The organism is Aureimonas frigidaquae (assembly GCF_001463905.1).
Taxonomy (GTDB): Bacteria; Pseudomonadota; Alphaproteobacteria; order Rhizobiales; family Rhizobiaceae; genus Aureimonas; species Aureimonas frigidaquae.
The window spans coordinates 267719-288626 of sequence record NZ_BBWR01000008.1 but is presented as its reverse complement, the minus strand read 5'-3'; the positions used below and the strand labels follow the sequence as shown (position 1 = coordinate 288626).

Annotated in this window: 25 protein-coding genes and 2 pseudogenes; 24 read left to right on the top strand and 3 right to left on the bottom strand. The window is 59.5% G+C overall.

Annotated elements, in window-relative coordinates:
- Positions 1 to 451: 451 nt before the first annotated feature.
- The 11 genes and pseudogenes from AUL30_RS09615 to AUL30_RS09570 all read left to right on the top strand — a co-directional run bounded on the left by AUL30_RS09615 (position 452) and on the right by AUL30_RS09570 (position 6550).
- Positions 452 to 1003 (top strand): hypothetical protein, encoded by a 552-nt coding sequence (locus AUL30_RS09615; RefSeq protein WP_157070029.1) that lies wholly within the window; start codon positions 452 to 454, stop codon positions 1001 to 1003.
- A 137-nt stretch (positions 1004 to 1140) separates the two neighbouring features.
- Entirely contained in the window at positions 1141 to 1605 is a 465-nt protein-coding gene (locus tag AUL30_RS09610) for a hypothetical protein (RefSeq protein WP_157070028.1), read from the top strand.
- Positions 1602 to 1733 carry a hypothetical protein gene (locus AUL30_RS20205; RefSeq protein WP_280137393.1) on the top strand — a complete coding sequence of 44 codons (132 nt, stop codon included), beginning with the start codon at positions 1602 to 1604 and terminating at the stop codon, positions 1731 to 1733. Before AUL30_RS09610 ends, AUL30_RS20205 begins: the two co-directional genes overlap by 4 nt.
- 143 nt (positions 1734 to 1876) lie before the next feature.
- Positions 1877 to 2251, top strand: a complete 375-nt coding sequence (locus AUL30_RS09605) for a DUF6197 family protein (protein ID WP_062227637.1) — start codon at positions 1877 to 1879, stop codon at positions 2249 to 2251.
- 213 nt (positions 2252 to 2464) lie between these two features.
- Positions 2465 to 2935: a hypothetical protein gene (locus AUL30_RS19720; RefSeq protein ID WP_157070026.1), complete on the top strand. Its 471-nt coding sequence runs from the start codon at positions 2465 to 2467 to the stop codon at positions 2933 to 2935.
- A pseudogene (locus AUL30_RS20285) lies at positions 2893 to 3240 on the top strand (HD domain-containing protein); the annotation flags it as partial. The gene AUL30_RS19720 and the pseudogene AUL30_RS20285, both read left to right, overlap by 43 nt.
- 115 nt (positions 3241 to 3355) lie before the next feature.
- Entirely contained in the window at positions 3356 to 3715 is a 360-nt protein-coding gene (locus AUL30_RS20090) for a hypothetical protein (protein WP_062227634.1), read from the top strand.
- A 69-nt stretch (positions 3716 to 3784) separates the two neighbouring features.
- On the top strand, positions 3785 to 5092 hold the full coding sequence (locus tag AUL30_RS09585; RefSeq protein WP_062227633.1) for a hypothetical protein: 1308 nt from the start codon (positions 3785 to 3787) through the stop codon (positions 5090 to 5092).
- Positions 5089 to 6018: a zinc-binding metallopeptidase family protein gene (locus AUL30_RS09580; protein WP_062227632.1), complete on the top strand. Its 930-nt coding sequence runs from the start codon at positions 5089 to 5091 to the stop codon at positions 6016 to 6018. The genes AUL30_RS09585 and AUL30_RS09580 overlap by 4 nt, the downstream gene beginning before the upstream one ends.
- Entirely contained in the window at positions 6015 to 6194 is a 180-nt protein-coding gene (locus AUL30_RS09575) for a hypothetical protein (protein ID WP_062227631.1), read from the top strand. The genes AUL30_RS09580 and AUL30_RS09575 overlap by 4 nt, the downstream gene beginning before the upstream one ends.
- Positions 6191 to 6550: a hypothetical protein gene (locus AUL30_RS09570; RefSeq protein ID WP_062227630.1), complete on the top strand. Its 360-nt coding sequence runs from the start codon at positions 6191 to 6193 to the stop codon at positions 6548 to 6550. Before AUL30_RS09575 ends, AUL30_RS09570 begins: the two co-directional genes overlap by 4 nt.
- Positions 6551 to 6651: 101 nt before the next feature.
- Here AUL30_RS09570 and AUL30_RS09565 read toward each other — a convergent pair whose 3' ends face one another.
- On the bottom strand, positions 6652 to 7473 hold the full coding sequence (locus AUL30_RS09565) for a hypothetical protein (RefSeq protein WP_062227748.1): 822 nt from the start codon (positions 7471 to 7473) through the stop codon (positions 6652 to 6654).
- Between the two features lie 278 nt (positions 7474 to 7751).
- Between AUL30_RS09565 and AUL30_RS09560 the strand changes: the two genes are divergently transcribed.
- On the top strand, positions 7752 to 9287 hold the full coding sequence (locus AUL30_RS09560; protein ID WP_062227629.1) for a DUF1254 domain-containing protein: 1536 nt from the start codon (positions 7752 to 7754) through the stop codon (positions 9285 to 9287).
- 170 nt (positions 9288 to 9457) lie between these two features.
- On the opposite strand, the gene AUL30_RS09555 is transcribed toward AUL30_RS09560, so the two are convergent.
- Positions 9458 to 10162, bottom strand: a complete 705-nt coding sequence (locus AUL30_RS09555) for a hypothetical protein (protein WP_306302736.1) — start codon at positions 10160 to 10162, stop codon at positions 9458 to 9460.
- A gap of 754 nt (positions 10163 to 10916) precedes the next feature.
- Between AUL30_RS09555 and AUL30_RS09550 the strand changes: the two genes are divergently transcribed.
- From AUL30_RS09550 to AUL30_RS09535, 4 genes are read left to right on the top strand one after another with little or no spacing between them, the layout of a single operon-like run.
- Positions 10917 to 11249 (top strand): hypothetical protein, encoded by a 333-nt coding sequence (locus AUL30_RS09550; protein WP_062227627.1) that lies wholly within the window; start codon positions 10917 to 10919, stop codon positions 11247 to 11249.
- Positions 11227 to 11397 carry a hypothetical protein gene (locus tag AUL30_RS19715; RefSeq protein WP_157070024.1) on the top strand — a complete coding sequence of 57 codons (171 nt, stop codon included), beginning with the start codon at positions 11227 to 11229 and terminating at the stop codon, positions 11395 to 11397. Before AUL30_RS09550 ends, AUL30_RS19715 begins: the two co-directional genes overlap by 23 nt.
- A 53-nt stretch (positions 11398 to 11450) precedes the next feature.
- Positions 11451 to 12020 (top strand): hypothetical protein, encoded by a 570-nt coding sequence (locus AUL30_RS19710; RefSeq protein WP_157070023.1) that lies wholly within the window; start codon positions 11451 to 11453, stop codon positions 12018 to 12020.
- A complete protein-coding gene (locus tag AUL30_RS09535; RefSeq protein ID WP_062227624.1) occupies positions 12017 to 12652 on the top strand; it encodes a hypothetical protein in 636 nt (211 codons plus the stop codon). Before AUL30_RS19710 ends, AUL30_RS09535 begins: the two co-directional genes overlap by 4 nt.
- On the opposite strand, the gene AUL30_RS09530 is transcribed toward AUL30_RS09535, so the two are convergent.
- Entirely contained in the window at positions 12649 to 12840 is a 192-nt protein-coding gene (locus tag AUL30_RS09530; protein ID WP_157070021.1) for a hypothetical protein, read from the bottom strand. The two genes, AUL30_RS09535 and AUL30_RS09530, sit on opposite strands and share 4 nt — an antisense overlap.
- Before the next feature lie 72 nt (positions 12841 to 12912).
- On the opposite strand from AUL30_RS09530, the gene AUL30_RS09525 reads away from it, so the two are divergent.
- The 8 genes and pseudogenes from AUL30_RS09525 (at position 12913) to AUL30_RS19295 (ending at position 20774) form a co-directional block, all read left to right on the top strand.
- Positions 12913 to 13107, top strand: a complete 195-nt coding sequence (locus AUL30_RS09525; RefSeq protein ID WP_062227622.1) for a hypothetical protein — start codon at positions 12913 to 12915, stop codon at positions 13105 to 13107.
- Between the two features lie 598 nt (positions 13108 to 13705).
- Positions 13706 to 15340 (top strand): helicase-related protein, encoded by a 1635-nt coding sequence (locus tag AUL30_RS09520; RefSeq protein ID WP_062227621.1) that lies wholly within the window; start codon positions 13706 to 13708, stop codon positions 15338 to 15340.
- Positions 15341 to 15465: 125 nt separating this feature from the next.
- On the top strand, positions 15466 to 16122 hold the full coding sequence (locus AUL30_RS09515; protein WP_157070019.1) for a hypothetical protein: 657 nt from the start codon (positions 15466 to 15468) through the stop codon (positions 16120 to 16122).
- 127 nt (positions 16123 to 16249) lie between these two features.
- A complete protein-coding gene (locus AUL30_RS09510; protein WP_062227619.1) occupies positions 16250 to 17203 on the top strand; it encodes a metallophosphoesterase in 954 nt (317 codons plus the stop codon).
- On the top strand, positions 17200 to 17433 hold the full coding sequence (locus AUL30_RS09505) for a hypothetical protein (RefSeq protein ID WP_062227618.1): 234 nt from the start codon (positions 17200 to 17202) through the stop codon (positions 17431 to 17433). The genes AUL30_RS09510 and AUL30_RS09505 overlap by 4 nt, the downstream gene beginning before the upstream one ends.
- Entirely contained in the window at positions 17426 to 19456 is a 2031-nt protein-coding gene (locus AUL30_RS09500) for an AAA family ATPase (RefSeq protein ID WP_062227617.1), read from the top strand. The genes AUL30_RS09505 and AUL30_RS09500 overlap by 8 nt, the downstream gene beginning before the upstream one ends.
- Before the next feature lie 47 nt (positions 19457 to 19503).
- Positions 19504 to 19770: pseudogene (locus tag AUL30_RS20280) on the top strand (hypothetical protein); the annotation flags it as partial.
- Positions 19771 to 19784: 14 nt separating this feature from the next.
- Complete coding sequence (locus AUL30_RS19295) at positions 19785 to 20774, top strand: tyrosine-type recombinase/integrase (protein WP_083507801.1); 990 nt, start codon at positions 19785 to 19787, stop codon at positions 20772 to 20774.
- Positions 20775 to 20908: the final 134 nt, after the last annotated feature.

Genomic DNA, 20908 nt, shown 5'->3' with positions numbered 1-20908 from the left:
GGTGGGTCTGGACCTGGATCAGAGCACGCGCAGCGGGCGATTTCCAGCGGTAGTTGCTACTGCAATGGTGGAATTGGCTCTTGAAACAGGCTGTTTCTATGTAGGAGGTACTATTACATAAAAAGTGCAAAATTTTTTGGCGGCGTGTGTCTCTCCATTGCGCCCAATACCACAGCAAAAACAACAGTTTAAGGTGTACTCCTTCCCCCTTCCGGCCCCGATTGGGCCATGGGATAACAGATTTGCCGGTGGGGAGGGCCTCACCGGGGGGCAGGCCGAGGGCCTTAGCCTCTGGCCATACCTGCGACCTTTGCTAGCCCCGCGCCTTGAGCGCACCGGCGAAGCTATGCCCACCGGCAAGGTTGTTAGGCTCTAACAAAACGGGGTTTTGAAAATGAGCGGTTTCACGGGAACGGAAGCGGTCAAGCGTCTGGCAGAGAAGACCGGCAAGGTGCAGGTGCAGATGACGGCGCTTGTCCTCATGGCCAAGTTGAAGGGCAAGACGAACAAGGCAATCCGGCTTGGATTGGGCGACAACTGCCCATCATGGATTTCCAAGGTCTTCACCATGGCCGACAAGATCATGGCCAGCGCGATCTCCTCGCCTGAAAAGCAGGCCGAAATCGGCGACATGAGGGTCGCCGCGGCCGAAACGGAAGTCGTCCGCCTCATGGAAGCGCACATGACGGCGCTTGGCGTCGGCAACTCATTCGAGAAGTACGGCAAGGTTTGCCACTTCGTCGCCGAATGCCCCAACTCGATCGCTCTTCTCAATCCTCCGAAGGATGAGGACAAGCCAGCGGAAGCCGCACCGGCTGCCGAGACTGTTACGGAAGCCGCGCCGGAAGGGGCAGTCGAGGCGGCCGATGAGCCGATCGTCGGGGTGGACCTTATCATGCGCCAGATCGAGGGCCTGTCCGACGCCGAGTTGCTGGAGCTGTCCAGCCGCCTGCAGACGATGATGATCGAGCGTAACGAAACCGCTCAGCTGATGGCGGCCTAAGGGCCACCATCACCGGAAGCCACCCGATCGGGTGTGCTTCTGCGCGTCTTTCATGACGCGCGCCTCTAGTCGGTTCTGAGCGCCTCCTCTTAGTGGCGCGAGCCGCTGAATTTCAAAATCTGATCGAGGAGCAGGTCATGAGCCTGAACGAGAACGTGCGCCATTCATCCGGCGGCCGGGTGCTGGTCGACACCACGCAGACACCAATGGCGCCGCAGTACCGTGGCCGGTCGATGTACCTGGCCCGCCTGCGCGAGAGCCACGACGACATGCTGGGCTCGGGTCAGGCGTCGAAGGATTGGTGCTCCAACACCCAGATCCACACACTCGGCCAGGAAGAGGCGCTGGCGCGTGTTTCGGCCTCGCGGAGTCCGATGTACCGCGAACGCCCCAAATCGCCGCCAGTGCGGCTGTATCGGCCCAAGGATCAGCTTTCAGCTGAGCACCACAGCCTGTTTGCGGTCGTGGACCGGCAGACGGACGTAGTTCTGGCCCGGGTCAGGGGCTCGCTGGAATGGGTGGGCCGCGAGGCTCGCAAACTGGTCGCTGCCTACGGCGCCCGCATGGCTGACGTTCGTATCGTTCTGGAGACCGAGCAATGATGGTGCCCTTCTTCCTGCTGCTGGCGGTCGTTCTGGCTCTGGCCGCGCTGGTGCCCCAGCGTGAGACCGACATCACCGCCGGCGGGTTCGTCGCGCTGGTCGCGATCGTCTTCGCCAACATGGGCTAGGGCGCCTGCGCCTGCGCCAGAAGGTGCGCGCAAACTATCGATTTCCCGATCCAGATGCAGTGCCTTCGCCTCGCCTTGGGTTTTGAGCGGGCGCGGGCGCTGGGTCTGGCCCCGACTTCCTCGAAAATTTGGAGGCTCAAGCCATGCAGATCACTCCCGACGTTCGCCTCAATATGCTTCGCGATGCCAGAGCTCTAATCGTGAAAGGCTGGACACAAGGCGAGTATGCCCGAAACAGTGAAGGGTTGGACGTTACGCCGTCGTCGGATGAGGCCGTTTGCTTCTGTGCCCTTGGTGCTTGGCATGCCGCCGCTGATGAACAAGGCTTCGATCTTTCCGTCACCAAGCGGGCCAACAAGATCCAGCATCTGGAGAAAGAGCTGAGCGAGCTCTTCAGCATGACAGACATTGCCGAATGGAACGACAAGCCAGGACGGACCAAGGAACAGGTCCTGGCCCAATTCGACGCCGCCATTTCGGCCAGTATGCCGGTGAGGGTCGAGGATGGAGTATTATAGTATGTCGGACCTAAGTGTCTGAAATCATTCACTTTTTGCACTATTATATATAACTTCTTTCTTCTCTCCCCCTCGGGATACGCGGAAGAGTTAAAGGGACCACTATTTGTTTCACAACTGCTTCCGTGGGATTTTTAGGTACTATAATACTAAAAATACCATAAGGAAACGAGTTGAGCACGGATTGTGGTCCCTAGAACTAGGAGACCCTCATTGGCCCGACCCAAGCGCCCTCTGGCCGAACGCATCGATCGCCTTGCCGAGTGGGATGAGAACCATCACCACCACGTCTGGACCGGCTCCACCCACCACGGCAGGCCCAGACTCAAACCCGAGGACAAGCACCCGGTCCGCATCCTGCTCCAGGTGGACGATCCCCGCCTCTTTGTCAGGCGTGTCTGTAGCCATCCGCTCTGCATCAACCCGGACCACTTCAAGGTCCAGGTCACCTACGACCGCAAGTACGACGACCGCCCGCCCCCGGTCTGGGTCGATCCAAGAACCAGCGACAGCGACAGCTTCACGCCGCGAGAGCTGGAGGAGATCCAAGAGACCGTCCAGTTCCTGCTCAAGGACGAGGGCACGTTCGAGGAGCTGACCGAATACCACTCCGAGGAAATGCGTCAGGAGATCCACAGACTATGGATGCACAAATCTTCGCCCACGCAGCTCACCAAGCCATAGGCCATCGCCGGCGATACACCGGCGAGCCATACATCCAGCACCTCGCCAACGTCGCAGCTCTCGTCGGCGACGACCCGCTCGCCATCCAGGCCGCCTGGCTGCACGACGTCCTCGAAGACACGCAGGTCCAGATCGACGACCTGATCCTGTTCTTCGGCCCGATCCTGACCCGGATCGTGATCGAGCTGACCGACACGCCGCCGGCACCGAACCTGAACCGCCAAATGCGCAAGGCCGCTGACAGAGCCCGCCTCGCCGAGGCTTCCTCGACCGCCCAGACGGTCAAGCTCGCCGACATGATCGACAACATCCCCTCGATCGCAATCCACGATCCCGAGTTCGCCCGCGTCTACCTTGCCGAAAAGGAGGCGCTTCTCCCATGCCTCCGGCGCGGGCACCCCACACTACAGGACAGAGCCCATGAAACCCTTCGAAAGTATTCAGCAAGTATTTGCTATCGTATTCAAGGGCTTGCAAAGTCAACAATTCCGCCAGTCACGGGACCCCGGCGTGGGATGCCTCTACCGCCACAACGACCTCAAATGCGCCGCGGGGCACCTGATCCCCGACGACCTCTACGATCAGCACATGGAGAACCAGGGGTTCGCGGACCTGTGCGAGGCTTTCCCTGACGTCCAGCAACTGATCCCGACCGACGAACTGCAGAACTTCACAGCCAAGCTGCAGAGCATCCACGACAGCAACACCAATCCCAAGGAAATGGAGCACGACCTCCGTATCCTCGCCCGCCAGCACGACCTGACGGTCCCCCTCCCCTAACACCGCCACCAAATCCTCCCCGCCCTCTATCACGGGCGGGAATGCCCGTGTCAGCACGGAGCATTCGCCATGCAGACCCAGAACCCTGTCGGCCTCTTCTTCTTCCGTCATCACAACATCTACGGCGCCCTCGATCAGCGCTTGTTCTACACCGAGGACTCCCGCCGCGACGTCGAACAGAGCGTTCGCGCTCATCTCCTCGACCCAGATGCGCCCCTGATCGAGGTCAAGGCCCGGGACGGTGTCGATATCAACACCTTGCTCGAAGAGGTCAGGACCCCGCTCACCACGCCCTGGGCGGAACACCAATTCTTCATGCACAACTACGACCGCTGGGTGCTCCACATGCCGACCCTGTCGGTTAAGCACCCCGGCCTCGTCTCCTACTACCAGAGCGAGGAGAAGCGCGGCCGCAACATCCGCACGCCCATCAAGCCGGGTCGCTACCTGAAGAAGTTCTTCGGCGAGCTCCTCGACGAGGAAACGATCCAGAGCCTCGCCATCGAATGGGAGACCTGGGCGACCCCGCCAGAACTGAACGTCACCCAGGACGCCGACGAGATCGAGACCGTCTACCGGGACGGGCCGCACTCCTGCATGGCCTACAGCGCCAGTCACTTCGAAGGCTGCTGCCACCCTGCCCGCGTCTATGCAGGACCGGACCTGGCCATCGCCTACATCGGCCCCAAGAACGACGCCGCGGGCCGCGTAGTCGTCTGGCCCGAGAAGAAGATCTACTCGACGATCTACGGCGACATCCACCGCACGAAGGCGGCCTTGCATGCCGCCGGCTACAAGGAGATCGAGAACAACGAGGAGTTCGACGGCGCCCGTATCCGCTCGATCTACGATAGCCGGCTCGGCTGTTACGTCGTGCCTTACCTCGACACCCACGACTACGCCGAAGACGCGGGTCAGTACCTCGTCCTCGACGACAGCGGAGGCATTCACTGCCGCTGGACGAACGGCACCAATGTGGAAGATCCCGAGCCGTCGTCCGATTGCGACGAGTGCGGCGACAACACGCCGGACAGCAATCTCAGCTACGTCCGCGACCACGGCGAGTTCTGCCCGCACTGCGTCGAGACCTACACCTTCCTCTGCGACGAGACCTTCAATCGTCATCACACTGACGAGCGCAACGAGGGTCCGCAGGAGCAGGAATACGGGCCGGACGCGAACACCTTCTACTGCGATGCGACCGACACCTTCTACCTCGCCAGCACCCGTCACCCTCACCGCCGGACCTACTCCTCCGTCGCGATGAGCAACGGCGAGACGTGGGTCGACTTCCACTTCGACGCCCACGGCTACCACGACGCCGTGACCGGCGAGAACCACCCCTACACATCCGAAGAAGAAAGGCTGGCGGCATGAACACCGACGAGCGCACCATCATGTCCATGTTCAGCTACATGCGGCCCACCGAGAGCAAGCATGAGCAGTTGTTCGTCGACCGGTTCCTGACACCGCTCGGCTTCAAGCGGGACCGTTTCCAGAACCTCTTCCTGCAGATCGGCGACAACCCCAACATCCTGTGGTCGTCCCACGTCGATACCGTCCACCGCCACGACGGTATCCAGACCATGCACTACGATGGCCAGGCCCTGAGCCTGTCCAAGAACGCCAAGAAGCGCTCGACCTGTCTGGGCGCCGACTGCACGGCGGGTGTCTGGCTCATGACCGAGATGGTCCGCCACAAGATCCCCGGCGTTTACATGATCCACCACGCCGAGGAGTCCGGCTGCGTCGGATCCTCGGCCCTGGCCGAGGACTGCCCGGAGTTCTTCACCGGGATCGAGGCGGCCATCGCCTTCGACCGCATGGGCTACCGATCCGTCGTCACCCACCAGTGCGGCGGCAAGACCGCCTCCGACAACTTCGCCTGGAGCCTCGCCCACGCCCTCGACTTGGACTACCAGCCCGACGACGGCGGGGTCTACACGGACACCAACGAGTATGCCGAGCTCGTTCCGGAATGCACCAACATCTCGGTGGGCTACTTCAACCAACACACCCAGGGCGAGGTGCAGGACGTCCAGTTCCTGATCCAGCTTCGTGACCAGCTGCTGAAGGCCGACTTCAGCAACCTCGTCATCGAGCGCAAGCCAGGCGACAACGGCTTCACCAGCTACAGGTGGAGGCGCCCCAAGTCCACCACCCCCATCTTCGCCGACTACGACGGGATGGAGGGCTACTGCCGAGCCTACCCCGAACTCGCCGCCCAGCTGCTCGAAGCCTACGGCTGCTCCGAACGCGACTTCGCTGACAATCTCTACGACCTGTACGGCGAGGTCGCGTGAGCTACCTCCTCGTCACCATCCTCATCGGCGGACTGCTCCGTGACTTCGAGCCCGTATCCACGGTCTGGGCGCCCACCCCCTCGGGGCTGGGCCTCAACTTCGTGTACGGCCTGCTTGTCGTCTACCCGGTCGCAGTCTTCGCCCTCTGCCTCTCCTACTTCACGGGTGGACTATGAACCTCGCCAACGTCCAACGGACGATCGACCTGCTTCGCACTCTGCCGCCGGAGGGACCCCGCTTCGAAATGAACTTCTTCGTGGTGGTCGGCAACAACCGCGGCGTCCATCGAATGGTCGACCTTCCCAAGCAGCCGACCTGCGGAACGTCGGCCTGCATCGCCGGCCACATCGCCCTCGCCTTCCGTGACGAGCTGCCCCACGACGGCAGCATCTCCGACGCAGCCGGCGACTTCCTCGGCCTGACCGACGTCCAGCGCACCCACCTGTTCATGGGGTACTTCACCGACAAGCGGATGGACGACATCACGGTCGACGAGGCCGTCGAAGCTCTGGAACAGATGGCGGGCTTATAACTGCTTCCACTATCTACACGCAAACCCTTCAAGCCGCTCGACCACGTTGCCCGACCGACACGGATTGTAGGAGCGCATAGGGTCCGAGAAAGGCTCGACCCTTATTGTCCGATATCGAACTGTACATTCAGACCCACAAGAATTTGCCATCGTGGGTTGCCGACACCTTCATTAAAGACTGTGTACTGCGGCTCGATGAAAGCGTTAAGTGTCGTATGCTCGCTTGGCTTGAACACCTTGCCTATACCGAGGCCAACCGGGACGAAATAATCCCCCGTGTCCAAATCAAAATTCGCTGTAGCGGTCGATCGCAGATAGAAACCATCCTTTAAGTTGTAATTTATGACAGGCTCAACGGTTAGCAGAGAGACATCGTCTCGGTCGCGATCGCCAGCGAACGAAGCTTGGTAAGTGACAAGCGCGCCCAAAAGCCCCCACTTTTGCGGTGCGATCGCAACGCCTGCAGCGCCAGCTTGCCACTTTCCTGCTCCGAGGCTGTCATCCGTAGCGGTTGGAACTACGAGCAGTGGACCAGCGCCGAACGAAACCGTCTCACCTGGAAATAGCAGGATGTCGAGAAGCGTTAGATCACCGAGCCCAGTTTCATACCCAGATGGGAACTGCGGTGCAGTTGCAATCGGCAAGGTGTAGCGAAACAACTGCGGCTGTCCGAAGAAGTCGGCCGGGATCAATCCACGCAGGAGAAACGCATTGCTCTGCCGTCCTCCCAGCCCGACGATGTCCGGTGTATAGAAGTTTTGAAAGTTGAGCGTAATCTTTGGCGTTAGTGGATTATTCGCCGCATTGACATCCTCATGGGCCTGAGCCTGAGCCTGAGCCTGTCCGCTTGCGAAGCAAATAGCAAGGCTGACCAATGCAGAAAGACCAGCAATGGCTTTGGTTCGCGCGCAGCTTCCGCTCATGTTCACTCTCTTCATCTCCACCCAACGAGGCGAGGCAAACTGCTGCATCGATTTTGGAACAAATCTGCTATAGTTGATCTTAGATTTCAGCGCACAATAATGCCGTGGGAGAAAACGATTTCAGCCCACAGCAAATATCGCATCAACGCTACATCTGTATACGGAAGTTTAGCAAGGAAAAATATTTTGACGTCTCCCACTTACAACGTCGATTTTTCTATGCCCTTATCCGAGGGATGCGTGATTATCAGCCCCTATAAAAATCTCGGAGAATGGGAATGCGGAAGCGCTTCATCAGCCTTGGTATGGCGCTTGTTGTTGCGGAAGGGGCGCTCCTTGCCCCTGCCGGAGCTCAGCAAGCCGACCCGCCGAAGGCAGTCTACGACACCAGCGCCTTTGAGTACTGGCACCTCAACGGAGAGACGTTGAAGGAAGGCCTTCCCGCTCAGTCGAAGGAATTGGATGACGCCGTTAGAAACTACGCCTACACCCTGGCCGTTCAGGCCACAGTGTGGGGCACACCAGCGGTGACGCTGTACGGTCTCCGCTATAATGACGCTCTGCGGGAAGGCGCGAACGCAAAGCCAAACGCTTTCTGGCGAATGGAAGACGTTTCCACACCAGAGCTTTCCGAAAAGTCCGGATACGTTTCGCCGAATGTGAATACGGTTTATGGGTTCGGCTTCATGGATCTCGGTCCAGAGCCAATAATTCTTACCGTGCCGAACTCCAACGGTCGATATTACATGGTCGAGATTCTCGACATGTACACTAATGCATTCGCCTATGCAGGCGGCGTTGCGACAGGCTATGAGGGTGGCACATTCGCGCTAATTGGCCCAGGATGGAAAGGCGACCTGCCTGCTGGGGTGAAGCGCATTTACTCCCCGACACGTTGGGTGATGCTCCAACCGCGTGTTCATATCAAGAACCCCTCTGATCTAGAAGGGGCACGGGAGACGCTCAGCGCAATCACGGTCACCGGTACATCTGAGTATCTGGGCAAAGAGCCGCTCGCGCCCGTCGATTACGACTACCCGGTACCGGAATACAGTGACCCAAAACTCCCGGTAAGCATCAACAGTTTCAAGGATCCACTGCAATTTTGGGAGATTCTCTCGAACGTTATCAACGAAAATCCGCCGCCTGAGGCCGAGGTGAAAGCGCTGCTCCCACTGTTCGCCCCACTGGGGTTGGAGCTTGGCAAGCAATGGGATCGTTCGAAGGTCAATCCCCTATTCCTAGACGCGATGAAGCAAGCGGCGGAAGAAATTAGCACGAAAACCCTGCCAGCATTCCCCCCGGGCGGACTACGGAACGGCTGGAACTGGTTCTGGCCGTCGACAGGCAATTTTCGTACCGACTATTTGAACCGCGCACTGGTTACCCGCTGGGGATTGAGCGGTAACACCCTTGAGGAGGCGATCTATGTTGGCTTGTTCCTCGATAGCGAGAACCAGCCGACTATGGGAGAGAACAAATACACAATCACATTCCTCCCGCCGCCGTTCAAAGAGCCCGGTTTTTGGTCCTTCACAATGTACGATGCATCAAACCTGTACACGGTTCCCAATCCCCTGAACCGCTACACGTTGGGCAGCGACAACGACCTGATTACGAACGATGATGGTACGGTCACGCTGTATCTGCAGCACGAGTCGCCAGGCAAGGATAAAGAGGCCAACTGGTTGCCCACGCCGGCGTCAGGCCGCTTTCTTAGTGGCATTCGTGCATACGCTCCCGACCAACAGCTGATCGAAGGGGTTTATGATCGAGCGATCTACGACCTTCCGCCCGCGATAAAAGTCGAGTGAATACAAGCCTGCTTCGCAAGCGTACAATTTTCTGCCAGAAAGGTCGGAGCCTAAGCTCCGGACTTTCTGGTTTTCTGTACACAAGGGTGGTCGCTGCGGCGTCACGGTAATAGCAAGAGCGAGCCGCACTCGTAAACGTGCCTCGCCCGCCTTAGAAACCTTAAGCTGCGTTAAAAGTGCGCCACTACGCCCAATATTGGACCATGCTGAATGACGTCGAATACAAAGCCTTCGTTATTGCTGTAGTCAACGCCGAGTGCTCGATACCCGATTATTGAAGAAAAGCGCTCATTAATGTGAGATCCCAGTCCTGCTGTAACGTCCCAGTCGAGATCGGCTTGCCCAGCACCGACTAATCCCCATCCAGTCATATACAACCGTGGGGTGAAGTTATAATTGCCACGGAACCCAACTAGCCCATCTATCCAAGTGTCGCCGTCTGACACTTTCTGACCGTCGAGCAGGCCGCCATAAAAGGTTAGATCCGTATCCACAGACCACAGCCTGGCGCCAACAGCAACGTCGATAAACCCTGCTTCTGAGCTCGCGACCGTGTAGCCTGCTCCTAACAACCCAGCAAACGTGGTAGACTCGGCATTTATGCTAGTTGCGAGAATACCAAGCGGCGTCGTCGCGTCGGACGAGACCTTACTGTATTGTAGGTCATTGAATATGCTGAAATCCCCTTTGCGAGCCTCTGCAACGGACATGAACCCAACGTCGAAGTCTTTTAGGATGTCGCCAAAGCTCTCATTCACGTCGACAACCGGCGATCCAAACTGGGCCATTTTACCGTCGAGACCAGCAACCCACAGGTACGGGGAGAACGCGAATTGCCAGTTATCGCGATCTGTCTTGTAGGTCACCGGAGCCATCGGCGCCACTACGTCGGCAGCGTTCGCAGTTCCTATTCCTAGCATTCCTACGATCAGTGTCGGAAATATTGCCCTCATGCCCACGCCTCAAAAAAGTTGGGGTTTCTGCTCAGGCTAGCGAAGGCTGCAGCCACCACTAATGGTATGCTGTCCCTGAGATTGTATGGTCGTACTTCTCGACGGACACGTCAATGACTAGAGTAGAGTGCGCTCCAGCTCCCGTTGCCCCAAATAGACCGTTAACCTGATCACCCTATACAATCCGCGTTTCGAGGGCGAAGCAGCAAGCGTCGTGCCAGCCCGGCGCTAACTGCGGAGGATGAGCCGCCGCAGCTGTGGCAACAGGCTTGCCCCTCGAAAGGAGTGAGAGCTGATGGTTATGCCATTTGTGATCACGATTACTGTAAGGAAAACCCGGAGTGGCTGGCGTGCCAAACTCCGGGTTGCATTCCTGAACATGTAGTCGAAATGGGGTCGGGTGTTAGCGCACCCGGCCTCACTCCTGTAAGATAGCCCCAGCCATTGGGGATATCAAGCGATGACCAAGACCCCTAGCGAAATCATAGCCCGCGCATTGTGCCAAACGAAGGCCTTGCCCGAGAACACCCGCTTCGAAGGTCGATCTATGTGGGAGAGCTTTCTGCCCGAGGCAGACGCAATCCTGACGGCCCTGACTAAGCATGGATACGTGGTCGAGAAGACCACCTAACCACCACCCCATTCCAAAGCCAACCCTGCCCCTGGAGGAGCCACGATGAAGCTCGCCCCTATTCCGACGCTGAACATTCCGTTCGCCGATGACGGCGCCAATCACCTCACCACCGATGACACCGCTACGCTCCAGTCGGCACTCCTCATCGCGGCCGAGAAGTTTGAGGAGAATGCGAAGGCTTTCCGACGCTACCTTCCAGCCCCCGATGAGCATGCGGTTATGAACATCGATCGTACCACAGCCATGCGGCTCGCCGAGCAGTTCGACAAGCAAGCGAACGAAGCCCGCGACCTGCTCGACGCCATCCACCAGGGCAACGGCCTGATCATTCTGAACGTCCAGCCCGAGGAGGATGACCTTGCAGCTGCAGCCTGAACTGACCCTCCGCGAGCTCGCCGTCCACCACCGTGAGCTCGCCCTCGACCACCACTGCCGAGCTCGGGCCAACAACTGCCCCGAGCATGCCGAGCTCGCGGTGATCCACCTGCGTGAGGCTGAGATCCTGGAAGCCTCGCTCCGCTAAAGCCTTATCAGCTCCGCGCGTTTCCAGCCGCGCATCGTCTTCTCGCTCCAGACATGGATGGTGAGATCTCGGCTGCCGCAATTGCTGCAGACGAACTGCACATCGCTGATCACCTCAACCCATGGCTTCTTCCGACGCAGCGTATCGACACGCAGCGCGCCCTGACGTGGGCATCTCATGCACACGACGACCAGGCACAAGTCCTTCCCAACCATATCCGCGATGCGATCCATCGCCGAACAAATAGAGAACACTCAACCATGCGACAAGTCGCTACCCTCAGCCGAGTAGCTGCATGCCCTGACCTCGCCCCCGCCAGCACATGGCGGTGGCGGGACCGGTATGGCAAGCCCTACCACCCGAGCGAGATGGAGACGCGCCACGTCTTCTTCACCCTGCGGATGATCTGGAACCACACGATGCCGCGCGGTGCGCGGCTTCACCCCTACCGCCCCTACAACTTCGGCCCGTTCTACTCCCGCGACTATTTCGCGAAGGCGATCGAGGCCCTGGTGCCCGAGCTCGAACGCCGTGAGGACCTGAAGGCCTCATGGCAAGCCGACCTGCAGTGGATGCAGGACTGGCTCGCGAGACAGCGCCCCCAATTGGAGCTTGCAGCATGACCATCTCCCTGAAAGGCGTCGTCGTCCGCTTCAGCAAGCTGACCAAATACACGGTCGTGCGGCTGACACCGAGGATGACAGGACTGGCCGCCGACCTGATCCTCTCTCACGAACATGCCAAGGACCTGGAGGACCGGCTGCGCAAGGAATACTCGCACCTTGAAATGGAAGCCGCGCTCTGCGTCTGGGAGGAGCTCAACCAACTCACGGACCGGAAGCAGCCGGAAGTCTGCCGGGTGCGGGAGAACATCGGATCAGTCGAGCTGCGACACGCTTCGATCGAGATCGGGAAGCGCGCGCTGGAGATCTACGACCAGCTCGATCAGGATCTGCTCGACGGCATCGCCTACGACTGGGAGTTCATTCCGGATGTGGTCGACATGATCGACTGGGAGCAATTCCCAAACGGTCATCTGCCACCAGCAAAGCCGGCGGCGGACTCGCTGCGTGAGCGGTACACGCTGAAACAGTGGCGGTGGGGCGTCGAAGCTGCGCTTCAACCATACGCCCTAAAAATGGAAGACCTCGGCCTGGAAGAGACCGAGGTCAGGAAGCATGCCAGGGACACACCGGACGCGAAGGTATTCGTGGCCTGGTGGGTCGAGAAATACGGGCTCGACCGCGCGGCTTAGTGCGCGGTCGTCTTCCGCTTCCAGCCCCGCTGCCGGAACTTCGGCAGCTTCTCGTCGCTCTCGACGCCGTACTTCACCATCTCAGCGCGCAGTTTCATGTAGTCGGCGATCAGCTCGTTCTGCTTGTTGATCGTCGCCTTCTCGCGCGCATTCATCACCGCCTCGTGGATAGCGTCCAGCTCATCCATCGACCGGTCCGTGAAGTCTAACGACTCTCGCTTGGCCATCATTGTCATCTCCAGCAATTCAAGGTCTCCTTAATGGTTCAAAATCGCGTTCGTGTCTATCTCACGGAGGTGGTCACCCATAGCTTCGTCATCGATCAACCGACAGACGACGACGAGACTCTGGCGGACGCCGCAGACGGCGCCTTCACCCACTGCCTGGCCGAAGAACTCGAAGGCTACAATGTGGCCTACAACGATCGGACGTTCACACACGCCGAACCCGCATAGAAATCAACTCGCACTATAATACCCAACAGACAGCCCGTTCAAATTGGAACAACGGAGCGCCAATACAATACCTGCGGACGATCAATCTGAAAGGTATCGCCCATGACCCCAGCCAAATCCAGCTCATGCTGGAGATCCAGACCAGCTCAATGCCGATCATCAAGGGACCGGCGCTGCGAACCCTTGCATCCCTGCGCGGCTCCGGCTTCGTGCATGAGCGAAACGTAAAGCAAACGGAGTTCTCGCCTTGATGTCCGAAACAGTTGACCGAACGATGCAGCACTACTGGGTCGCGATGCGTGGCTTACAAAGCGCCAAAAGCGACGGAAGGCTAGATCGATATGTACGAGGGCATTTCAGCCTCGCCCTGCGATTGGAGAAGGATGTGAAACTCCGCAGACGACTCCTTGCCGCTTTATCACAGTCCCCAGTCGATTGATGAACAATTCCCGTGGTCACAGCGCTCCCGGCTAACGATTGCAGCTCAGCTGGTGCCGGTGGTCCGCAGCCGCCTTCTTGGACAGCGCATCAGTCCACGAGTTGCAGAATGTGCTGGCGCACGTACCATCAAGCAGGCTGTCGAATACGAGTAAATCTAATGTACGAAGGCGTCAGTCTCCGCGACTACCAGATCGCCGACCTCGCCTATTACATGGCGAGCCCGAAATGCCTCAACCTCAGCGACCCCGGCACCGGCAAGACGCCATCGGTTTGCGTCATGCAGTGGTGGCTATGGTCCCAGAAGGGCGTCGGCACCGTCTGGGTCATGCCCAAGTCGCTCCTCAAGAAGAACAAGGATGAGCTCCACCGCTTCACCGATTTCGAGGACGACGAAGTCGTGATCGTCGACGGGCTGAAGCCACTGTCGCCACCGCAGTTCAAACTAATTGAAAAGCTGCGGACTTGGCGGGGCACCAGCAAGTTCGAGCCATACAAGAGTGAGAAAGTTACGCTCCGAACCCTGCAACGCCTCCAGATTGTGGACGACGCATGCACGGTCGACGAACACCGGGCCGCCGCCTACGGCAAGATCCCTCCCCAACTCGTCAACCCGGGACGAGCCAAAGTCTTCCTCATGGGCTTCGACCGGTTCGCATCGGACTGGAACAAGCTGCCCTCCTTCGTGAAGGCGGTCCACGTCGACGAGATCCACAAGGGCTTCAAGCGCGACAGCTCCCGTCGCACCCAATCCTTCTACCGCTGCATGGAGCGGATGGACTGGTTCATCGCCATGACCGGCACGCTCGTGAACGGCCGACTGGACTCGGCCTACCCCGCAGTCCGGGTGATCGAGCCCCGCTACTACCCATCCTACAACAGCTTCTACTACTACCACGCGGTCGAGGACCCCTTCACCGGGAAGCTCGATCACTGGCGCAATCACGAGAAGCTGTCGGAGATCTTCGGCCGCCACGGCATCCGCCGGACGTTCGAGATGGTGTACGGGCCGGAGGCCAAGGTCATCATCCCCGAGTACGTCCAGATGAACGCCAAGCAGCGCGAGATCTACGACAAGTTCGAGACGGACGCCCTCGTCGAGCTGGAGAAATTCTACCTCGACGGGACCGAGCCCGGCACCTCGTTCATTCGAGCTCGCCAGATCATGGAGCACCCCAACCACTTCCCGGACCTGTCCGATCCGGAAAGCGACCGAAAGGTCGACATCATGCCAGGTGAGCGCTCAGGAAAGGAGGAAGCGCTCGACATCCACTTCGAAGACCACGAGCGCACCGGCAAGCCGCTCATCGTGTACGCCGCACTCGTCCCGCAGCAGGAGGCCATCGCCAAGCTGGCCATGAGCTACGGCCTGAAGGTCGGCATCCTGAACGGTAAGGTCTCGACCAAGGAGCGCGGCCGGATCGACGAGGATTTCCGGGCCGGGAAGCTTAACTGCATCATCGCCTCGCCGGCGGTGGCCGACGTCGGCTTCAACTGGCAGTTCTGCGGCGACCAGGAGGTCGATCACATGATTTTCGCCTCGCTGGACTTCCTCGACACTACCGTCCTGCAAGCCTACCGGCGCGCAATCCGAGGCAAGCGCAACACGCCGCTCCGGATCACGGTCCTGCTCTACGAGAAGTCGCTCGATCGACGCATCACCTGGATCATCTACGATAAATCGTTGAACGCCCACAAGGTCGACAACACGCAGCCGGTCCTGAAGCTGTTCGAGCACAACACCAACAACGAGGAGGATGAAGACCTCCCGGCCGGCATCAAGGAGGCCGCCTGACTTAGGAAATCAATATACGCGGTATTATATTACAAGAACACGAGGCCCGGTGTAATAACCGGGCCTTTTGCTTATCTCAAGCTCACCGCACGACGGTGAACAAGAACCAGAATAGGAACTGACACATGACCGGTATTGACGCAGCAATCCAGGCAGCCCAGGCCGCAGCAGCTAACGTCGCCCCCGCACAGACGGGTACGGCAGTTGCTCCCGCCGCAGCCCCGTCTGCTATCGCTGTCCCGCAGGCTGGCGCCCCGATGGGTCTCCAGGATGCGATGAACGGCACCCATGTCGTCGACGAATGGCTGAAGGTGAACGAGCACGGGCTCGCCATCGGCACGAACAAGCCGCTTCTCGAAGACGTAATCGTCACGCTCGACATGAGCGAGATTGCCTACACGGAAGCCGTCAAGTTCGGCAACCCGGCGACCTACGAGAAGACTTACGACCGCCAAGTCGCAGTGTCCGGCAAGCCGTGGCCGCAGGCCCTGATCGACGCCCGCAAGGTTGCTCCAAACGCCTTCCCCTACAAGTCGGCGGACCTGACCTTCGAGCTGGTTGACGACCTGGAGCTGAAGAACGTGACGATCGAGGCCGGCACGGCCCTTGGTCACTCGCTCTCCACCACGGGTTGGAAGGAGTTCGCGAAGTTCGTGAAGGCTCTCCAGAAGGCCGGCATCGATCCGCAGACCGCCGAGGTGAAGATCAAGGTGGGCTACAAGGAGCGCACCGGCAACGGCAACACCTGGGGCGTCCCGACCTTCGAGCTGCTTAAGAACTAAAGTTATTCCAAGAATAAATAGCAGTACGAGGGCTGGCCCCGGGCCAGCCCTTTTTCTTTGCCCTGATCCAGAGTGCAACAGCGGTCACTTACGTGCGCTCAGTTTAGTAACGACAGCAGGATAGCCAATGCGAATTGAACTTCTCGGTGCCCAGGCAGAACTCCTGGGCGATCCGCACCTCGGCCGCCAGTTCATCAATGGCGTGCCACTCCACCGGCGAAACGACCGGGAAGCATCCGTACTGGCAGACTTCAAGGCCTCTCTCGCGAAAGCGGGGGAGGTCGATCTGCATGTGTGCATGGGCGACCTCTTCGACAAATGGTACGTGCCGTACACTACCATCGCGACTGCTGCCCTCGCCTACCTGGAGGCAGCTCGCAGCGCACCGGGCTGCACCTTCATCATCCTCGCCGGCAACCACGACGTCTCGCGCGACATGGAGAAGAAGGGCGGCTTCGATCTCTTCGCGATGATCGTGGCCTCGGTCCCGAACATCGTGATCGTTCGAGACAAGCCGCACTACGAGGTTTTGGACGACGGCACCGCCGGCTTCTTCCCCTATCACCTGACCGAGACTGCCGCCTCGCTCATCACCCAGCCGCTCGACGCAGCCTTTGGCCACTGGGACACGATCTTCGGCGACGGGAATATGATCCCGACGAAAGAGCTCGCCGACATGGGGTGCGCAACGGCCTACACCGGCCACGTCCACCTGCCCGAGCGGTTCAAGCGCCACAACGTCGACGTGGTCGTCGTCGGATCGCTGCAGCCCTACGCCCACGGCGAGGACCATGGCGAGATGTACGTCACGCTGACCAGCGATGCCTTGGAGGGTCGTGACCTCGCAGACAAGTGCGTCCGCATCCAGCTGAAGCCAGGCGAGGTCTTCGACCAGACGGTCGATTGCCTGCAGCTCACCTTCAAGCGCCCAGAGACCACCGCCACCGAAGAGGTCGAGGTGTCGATGGGCGATTTCAACATGGCCGCGCTGTTCGCGCAGGCCTTCGACGAAGAGGACGTGCCGGAGAAGATCCGCACCGCCCTTCTCACCAAGTTCGAAGAGGCACGCGTTAAGGAATGAACGTCTCCCCCGCACAGATCGAAGCAGCCATGGACGAATGGCTGTCCACCCCCAGCCTGACCGCTCCGGAGAGCATCATGATCCGGACGCTGAAAGAGGCCCTGAAGAAGGGCGTCGACGAGTTCCGGCTGTGCGCCAAGCACATCTCCGACCTTATGCCGAACACCGTTCAACCCGCAATCGAGAAGGCCCGCACGCAGGGTCTCTGTCAGGAGTGGCCCAGTGCTTAAGACCCTCGAATATTCCGTAACCTTCCCCTCCACCGGACGAGCCCTTGAGGGCTCGTTTCATTTTGAGCGGGGCTTCGGCGCCATCGTTGGCCCGAACGAAGCGGGCAAGTCCGTCATCCTGGAGATGATCCGGTTCTGCCTCTTCGGCACCGCCGCCCTGCGCGGCCAGACGTCCGACTACAAGACCCTGAAGGCCGCCCTCACCTTCCAGGTCCGCGACGAGACGTTCAAGGTCGAGCGGCGGATCGCCTCGGCCAAGCTCCTGCGCGACGGCACCGAGGTCACGAACGGCGTGAAGGCGGTCAACACCAAGGTCGCCGAGATCCTTGGCTTCGGCATCACTGTCTTCGACGTGGCCTGTGCGGCGAACCAGGGCGACATCGAGAAGCTCGGCGCCATGAAGCCCACCGAGCGTAAGCAGATGGTCGACAGCGTGATCGGCCTGTCGGTGATCGACGACCTGACCGCCTGGTGCAGCAAGGAGGCTCTCGGCCTCTCCCGCATGATCGAGGGTTTGGAGCGCGGCCTCCAGGAGCCGAAGGAGCCGGTCATACCGAAGGGCTACCGGCTGTCGGCCGAGCTGCAGCCAGTGATCGTCGAGCTGAACCTCCAGCGCGACGAGCTGAACCAGATCGACGGCTGGCTTGCCCAGGAGAAGACCGCGCCGGTCGAGCCGAAGGCCACCGTCGAGCACACCGTCGAGCAGCTGGAGGAGCAGATCGAGCAGGCGCAACGGGTCGCCGCTGCTCGGAAGGAACTCGGTTCCCTCCCAGAACCCACCGAGTTCGATCCTGCTTCCTTCGAGCATGAGCACGACGCCTACGATCTGTGGCAGGAGCGCAAGGCCTTCCTTCGCAACCACCCGCGGTCCATGACGGCCGAGGCGATCGCCAAGGCCGAGGCCGAGTACCAGACCCACCAGGAGTTCCGGTCGCTCGATCTCTTGCAGGGCAAGTTCGACGCCCTGACCGCATCGAGCGCGCAGAATTGCTGCCCCTCATGCAACCACACCTGGCCGGTGGAGCTGGCCGAGCTCGACAAGCTGGAGGACCGCCTGGAGGTGGCCCGTGACGCCGTTGCCGGTAAGGAGCGCGTCGACGAGCCGGACATGCGTCAGGTTGCGCTCGCCAAGAGCCAGCTGGAGGCATGGGACAAAGCTGCCGACAAGTGGGGACGCCTGAAGGACGTGCCCGAAGCTCCCGAGCCGCGCTTCACTCGGCGCGAGCTGGCCCATATGCAGGTGGCCAAGGATGCCCAGTCCAAGCGACCAGGTCTGGAGGCGATCATCGCCGAGGGTGGTGGAGATCCTGTCGAGCTCAACCGGCAGCTGCGTGAGCGGCTCTCCTACGAAGCTGCACTGAAGGCTTATAGGGCCGCCGTGACCGAGTACGAGGCCTATGTGGCCGAGCGCGCGGTGAAGGTGGAGCGGGCCAAGGAGCTCCGGCCCAAGGTCGCAGACCTTCCGGACCTTTCGCAGAAGCTGTTCGAGGCCACGGCCTACGAGGCCGAGCGTGTGCGTTACGATGCGGACCTTGCCGCCTACGTCGAGCGTGTGACCGAGATCGCCGCAACGCAGGCCGAGGAAGAAGCCTACCGCAAGGGCAAGGCTGCGCTGATCCTCCTGCGCAAGCTGGTCAAGCAGCACCTGATCCCGTCCCTCAACCGGGTCGCAAGCCATCTGATCAACCAGATGACCGGTGGCCAGCGGCAGAAGGTCGAGGTCAGCGACGAGTTCGAGATCATGGTCGACGACCAGCGGCTCGACACGCTGTCTGGCTCCGGCAAGGCAGTGGCCAACCTGGCTCTGCGGCTGGGTCTGGGCCAGGTCCTGACCAACGGTCAGCTGTCCGTCTTCCTCGGTGATGAGATCGACGCCTCCATGGACAAGGACCGTGCCCAGAATACCGCTCTTACACTAGAATACCTGAAAGAACGGATCTCGCAGATCCTGCTTGTCAGTCACAAATACCCTTCAGCCGACTACTACATCGAGCTGGGGAAAAATGAAAAGCAAGTTGATTGACGAGCAAATCCGGGAAGAGTTGAAGAAGTCGGGCGGCAACCTATCGCGTGTCGTTCGAGTTCTCAGCATACCTTTCTACAACGTCGCGAGCCGTTACGGCCAAACAAATATTGGAAGGCTTGCAAGTTGGCCTTCCAATTCACGGAAAGACTTCTGTTGTCGCGGAGGTCAGGCAATTGGCTGACGTGCTCTGTCCCCGCACCCTAGCGATCCGTTGGGGCGTCTCTGAACGCCACGTACGCAACATGATCGCCCGAAATGAGATCCCCTCGTTTCGACCGGGCGGCAAACTTCTTCGAATTAGATTAACTGACGTGGAGGCCTACGAGTGCCCGATTGGAAAATACAGCGATACCGAGGAAAGTTCGCGCTTGTCTTCGAAGCAAACGGAAAGCGCCAGCGACACACGCTCGGCACTTCTGACGCGCGCGAAGCTGAGCAATTTGCGCCATCGCTCTACGCCGAGCTGAATAGGCCTCTGGGCAAGTCAGTACGCGCGCTTTGGAAGGGGTTCGAGGACGCCCGACAAGGTCGTGCGGTGCTGGAAACAATGAAGCACACCTACAAGGCTCTGGATTCTCGCTTCGGTGATATGGAAGGTGATTGCATCACTTTGGCTGATTGCCGGGCCCACACCCAAGCCAGGCGTAAAGCCGGCATAAAGGATGGCACAATCCATACTGAGCTTGGGCACCTTCGTATGGTCCTACTATGGGCTGAAGGGGAAAAACTGATCTCTGCGGCTCCAAGGATCGAGCGGCCTTCGAAGCCTGCCCCAAAGGACCGTCACCTGTCACGTAGCGAAGCAGTGCGACTGATACGAAGTGCAAAAGCGGATCATGTCAGAACAGCGATTCACCTGCTGCTGGGTACCGGCGCACGCGTTTCAGCCATTCTAGAACTGACTTGGGAGCGGGTCGACTTTCAGCGAAGGCAAATCCATCTCCGCGATCCCGATGACAAGGTGCGTCGCAAAGGTCGTGCGGTTGTTCCAATGACCGACACTTTGTTTGTTGTCTTGAAGCAAGCCCGGGCTGCAGCCATGACGGATCACGTGATCGAGTGGGCAGGCAAACGGGTTCGAACAATCAAACGCGGCATCTCGAGTGCAGCGCGTGCGGCAAACGTTGAAGCCGTTACCCCTCACGTGTTTCGACATACTGCGGCTGTGTGGATGGCAGAAGGAGGTACTCCCATGAGCGAAATCGCACAATACCTCGGGCACTCCAACACGTCGATGACAGAGAGAGTTTACGCACGCTATTCGCCTCAGCATCTCCGAGGAGCGGCATCCAATCTTGAGCTAGAGCTAACGTAGTTCCCGGTAGGTTCAATGAACCTCAAAGCGTTCCGAAAACGACCCAAGATAGCCTCAGGTTCAAATTTATAGGTTACCGCTTCCCCAGAATAAATGGCATTACATGATGGTTACTTCATTGACATCGTAGGGGT

Excerpts from the sequence above, each read along its gene's own strand:
- AUL30_RS19710 (WP_157070023.1), top strand. The coding sequence starts at position 11,451 with ATGGATGGTGAGATCTCGGCTGCCGCAATTGCTGCAGACGAACTGCAC.
- AUL30_RS09550 (WP_062227627.1), top strand. The coding sequence starts at position 10,917 with ATGAAGCTCGCCCCTATTCCGACGCTGAACATTCCGTTCGCCGATGAC.
- AUL30_RS09520 (WP_062227621.1), top strand. The coding sequence starts at position 13,706 with ATGTACGAAGGCGTCAGTCTCCGCGACTACCAGATCGCCGACCTCGCC.
- AUL30_RS09555 (WP_306302736.1), bottom strand. The coding sequence starts at position 10,162 with ATGGCTCCGGTGACCTACAAGACAGATCGCGATAACTGGCAATTCGCG.
- AUL30_RS09535 (WP_062227624.1), top strand. The coding sequence starts at position 12,017 with ATGACCATCTCCCTGAAAGGCGTCGTCGTCCGCTTCAGCAAGCTGACC.
- AUL30_RS09560 (WP_062227629.1), top strand. The coding sequence starts at position 7,752 with ATGCGGAAGCGCTTCATCAGCCTTGGTATGGCGCTTGTTGTTGCGGAA.
- AUL30_RS20205 (WP_280137393.1), top strand. The coding sequence starts at position 1,602 with ATGATGGTGCCCTTCTTCCTGCTGCTGGCGGTCGTTCTGGCTCTGGCC.
- AUL30_RS09515 (WP_157070019.1), top strand. The coding sequence starts at position 15,466 with ATGACCGGTATTGACGCAGCAATCCAGGCAGCCCAGGCCGCAGCAGCT.
- AUL30_RS09510 (WP_062227619.1), top strand. The coding sequence starts at position 16,250 with ATGCGAATTGAACTTCTCGGTGCCCAGGCAGAACTCCTGGGCGATCCG.
- AUL30_RS09605 (WP_062227637.1), top strand. The coding sequence starts at position 1,877 with ATGCAGATCACTCCCGACGTTCGCCTCAATATGCTTCGCGATGCCAGA.
- AUL30_RS09585 (WP_062227633.1), top strand. The coding sequence starts at position 3,785 with ATGCAGACCCAGAACCCTGTCGGCCTCTTCTTCTTCCGTCATCACAAC.
- AUL30_RS20090 (WP_062227634.1), top strand. The coding sequence starts at position 3,356 with ATGAAACCCTTCGAAAGTATTCAGCAAGTATTTGCTATCGTATTCAAG.
- AUL30_RS19715 (WP_157070024.1), top strand. The coding sequence starts at position 11,227 with ATGACCTTGCAGCTGCAGCCTGAACTGACCCTCCGCGAGCTCGCCGTC.
- AUL30_RS09505 (WP_062227618.1), top strand. The coding sequence starts at position 17,200 with ATGAACGTCTCCCCCGCACAGATCGAAGCAGCCATGGACGAATGGCTG.
- AUL30_RS09610 (WP_157070028.1), top strand. The coding sequence starts at position 1,141 with ATGAGCCTGAACGAGAACGTGCGCCATTCATCCGGCGGCCGGGTGCTG.
- AUL30_RS09530 (WP_157070021.1), bottom strand. The coding sequence starts at position 12,840 with ATGGATGAGCTGGACGCTATCCACGAGGCGGTGATGAATGCGCGCGAG.
- AUL30_RS09580 (WP_062227632.1), top strand. The coding sequence starts at position 5,089 with ATGAACACCGACGAGCGCACCATCATGTCCATGTTCAGCTACATGCGG.
- AUL30_RS09570 (WP_062227630.1), top strand. The coding sequence starts at position 6,191 with ATGAACCTCGCCAACGTCCAACGGACGATCGACCTGCTTCGCACTCTG.
- AUL30_RS09565 (WP_062227748.1), bottom strand. The coding sequence starts at position 7,473 with ATGAGCGGAAGCTGCGCGCGAACCAAAGCCATTGCTGGTCTTTCTGCA.
- AUL30_RS09525 (WP_062227622.1), top strand. The coding sequence starts at position 12,913 with ATGGTTCAAAATCGCGTTCGTGTCTATCTCACGGAGGTGGTCACCCAT.